At 75.8% G+C, this 2,274-nt stretch carries 3 protein-coding genes; all 3 read right to left on the bottom strand.

What is annotated here, in order from left to right:
- Window positions 1-1,277, bottom strand: a 1,277-nt coding sequence (locus HMPREF3159_RS08470) for a flavin-containing monooxygenase (RefSeq protein WP_070500632.1), incomplete at its 3' end; no start/stop codon positions are given.
- 69 nt (window positions 1,278-1,346) lie between these two features.
- On the bottom strand, window positions 1,347-1,523 hold the full coding sequence (locus HMPREF3159_RS17480; protein ID WP_168165400.1) for a hypothetical protein: 177 nt from the start codon (window positions 1,521-1,523) through the stop codon (window positions 1,347-1,349).
- Window positions 1,513-2,274: N-acetylglucosamine kinase (locus tag HMPREF3159_RS08465; protein ID WP_070500631.1), on the bottom strand; the 762-nt coding region annotated here is incomplete at its 5' end. The genes HMPREF3159_RS08465 and HMPREF3159_RS17480, both read right to left, overlap by 11 nt.

Below are 2,274 nucleotides of genomic sequence, written 5' to 3'. Positions count from 1 at the left end.
AGACCGCCGGAGGCGGGGGCGGGACGGGCCGGGATCGCGGCCTCGGCGCCGCCGCGCACGCGACGGAACTGCTCGAGCGCGGGGGAGGTGCCGCCGTCACGGGTCGCGGCGAGCATGTAGGCGGCGATGTCGGCCTGCTCGACGAGGAGCGGCAGCACGCCGCCGGAGACCCGCTGCTGGCCGAGGATCACGAGGTCGTCGCGGCCGCGGGCGAAGGCGCCGAGGAAGAGGTCGCTCTCGCCGCTCGCGGTGCGGGGCACGAGGTCCTCGGCGAGGTGGTCGGCCCCCGTCTCGTAGCCGGTGGCCAGCACGATCAGGTCCGCGCGGTAGGTGTCGGTGCCGAAGGCGTCGCGGCCGCGGGCGTGCGAGACCACGCCCTCGGCGTCCACGCCCTGGACGTCGCCGGCGGGGGTGATGCGCCCCTCGCGGACCCGCTGGAGCAGGTCGTCGGAGACGATCACGCGGTCCTCGAGCAGGGGCTGCGCCGGGCGGGGCAGACCGGCCTCGACCGGGTCGCCGACGGTGCGTCGCACCACGGTCTCCGCGATCCTCGCGTTCAGCCCGCCGAGCATCGCGGGCTCGCGCGCGGAGGCGACGTCGCCGGGGATCCCGGCGATGCGGCGCGGCACCACCCAGTGGCCGGTGCGCATCGACCAGCGCACCTCGAGCGCGCGACGGGCGGCGTCGACCGCGATGTCCGCGGCGGACTGGCCCGAGCCGACGACCAGCACCCGCCTGCCCTCGAGACCGTCGGCGCCGGTCCACTCCGAGGAGTGCACGACCTGCACGGTGCTCGGGACGTCGGCGGCCCAGTCGGGGCGGTGGGGGCGCTGCGAGATGCCGTGCGCGGAGATCACCGCGCGATAGATCCCGATCTCGCCGGTGGAGAGCTCCACCTCCCACACGCCCTCCTCGAAGGGGCGTGCGGCGCGCACCGCGGTGCGCGGGCGGAAGTGGTCGGTGATCCCGTGGCGGGAGGCGTAGGCGCGCAGGTACTTCGCCATGTGCGCGGGGGTGAGGAACTCGGGGAAGGAGACCGGCTGCAGGAGGTCCTCGTACTGGGTCTGCTCGCGCGAGGAGATCATCTCCATCGTCGGCCAGATCGGGGAGTCCTCCCGCTCGGGGTCCCAGATGCCGCCGACGTGGTCGGCGCGGTCCACGATGTCGAAGGGCACCTCGAGCGCCTTCAGCGACGCCGCGGCGGCGAGGCCGGCGGGGCCGGCGCCGATGATCAGCACCTTCTCACGGGTGGGGATCTGGTCGTGGAGCTCGGGCATCGAAAGGAGCCTTCTTCCGGGTGGACGGCCTGCTGACGCCCGCCATCCTAGTCTCCGCGCGGGCGCGGTTCAGGCGACCGCGGTGATCACCGCGGAGACGCCGAGCGTCGTGATGATCGTCGTCATGACATAGGCGAGGACCACCTGATGGCGCACCAGGCGACGTGCGGTGGCCGTGAGCGGGCCGAGGTCCGCGGCGTCCGCGGAGGCCTGGATCTGCACCGCGCCGCGGAGATCAGCCGGCAATCCGGCCCGCGAGCTCGCGTGCGAGCAGCAGCGCGCCGGGCAGCCCGTCGGGCGCGGGGCTCACGGAGCGGCGACGGTCCTGCAGCGAGGCAGTCACCTCGTCATGGATCGGGCCCGGACCGGTGAGCACCGAGCCGGCGAGGACGACGGGCAGCACCGCCTCCGGATCCAGCGCCTCGACCGTGTCCAGCACGTGCTCGATCACGGCGGCGAGGATGCCGCGGGCGACCGGGTCCTCCCGCACCCGGGCGGGCAGCGGCGCGAAGCGTCCCAGCGCCGCCGGCGCCCCGGCGGGCAGGTGCTCGTCGAGCGCGCGGATCAGGTCCTGGCGCGGGTCGCCGGTGGGGGAGGGCGGGCGGAGCCCCTCGCGCAGGTCCAGGCCCAGCGCGGCGCCGACCTCCTCGGTCAGCAGGGTGCGAGGGCCGCGTCCGTCGAGGTCCGCGGCGACCGCCTCGAGGGTGCGTCGCCCCAGCCACACGGCGGAGCCGACATCGCCCAGCAGCCAGCCCATCCCGTCGCGGCGGGCGATCGCCTCGCGGTCGCGGAAGCGGACCGCGACCGCGCCGGTCCCGGCGAGCACCAGCAGGCCGTCGTCGCCCACCCCTCCGGAGAGGAAGGCGGTGTGCAGGTCGTCGGTGACCAGGAGACGCTCGGCGGGGATCCCGAGCGGGACGAGGCGCTCGCCGACCGCGGCGCGGACCTCCGCCGCACGCGCCGGCCCCGCCCCGGAGATTCCGAGCGCGACCGCCGC

This window comes from Brachybacterium sp. HMSC06H03 (assembly GCF_001807385.1).
In the GTDB taxonomy this organism is placed as follows: Bacteria; Actinomycetota; Actinomycetes; order Actinomycetales; family Dermabacteraceae; genus Brachybacterium; species Brachybacterium conglomeratum.
The sequence above is the reverse complement of the archived record's forward strand: the minus strand, read 5'-3'. Positions and strand labels throughout refer to the sequence as shown.